Source organism: Caballeronia sp. M23-90 (assembly GCF_053574605.1).
Window position 1 is genome coordinate 1 of the sequence record NZ_JBSIPA010001046.1, and the last position, 255, is coordinate 255.

At 52.9% G+C, this 255-nt stretch carries 1 tRNA gene and 1 rRNA gene; both read right to left on the reverse strand.

Annotated elements, in window-relative coordinates:
* Window positions 1-12: 12 nt before the first annotated feature.
* Window positions 13-89: transfer RNA gene (locus ACRXB1_RS37730), tRNA-Ile, on the reverse strand.
* Window positions 90-158: 69 nt separating this feature from the next.
* Window positions 159-255: ribosomal RNA gene (locus ACRXB1_RS37735) — 16S ribosomal RNA — on the reverse strand; the annotation flags it as partial.

Consider the following 255-nt stretch of genomic DNA (forward strand, 5'->3'; position numbering starts at 1 on the left):
TTCAAGAGTAAATGGTGGGTCTGGTTGGATTCGAACCAACGACCCCCGCCTTATCAAGACGGTGCTCTAACCAACTGAGCTACAGACCCTTAGCCTGTCTTCTTACAGCCGATAAGCGTGAGCACTTCAGTGCTTCGTTCAGAAGCGTTGAGCTCGAGAAAGGAGGTGATCCAGCCGCACCTTCCGATACGGCTACCTTGTTACGACTTCACCCCAGTCATGAATCCTACCGTGGTGACCGTCCTCCTTGCGGTT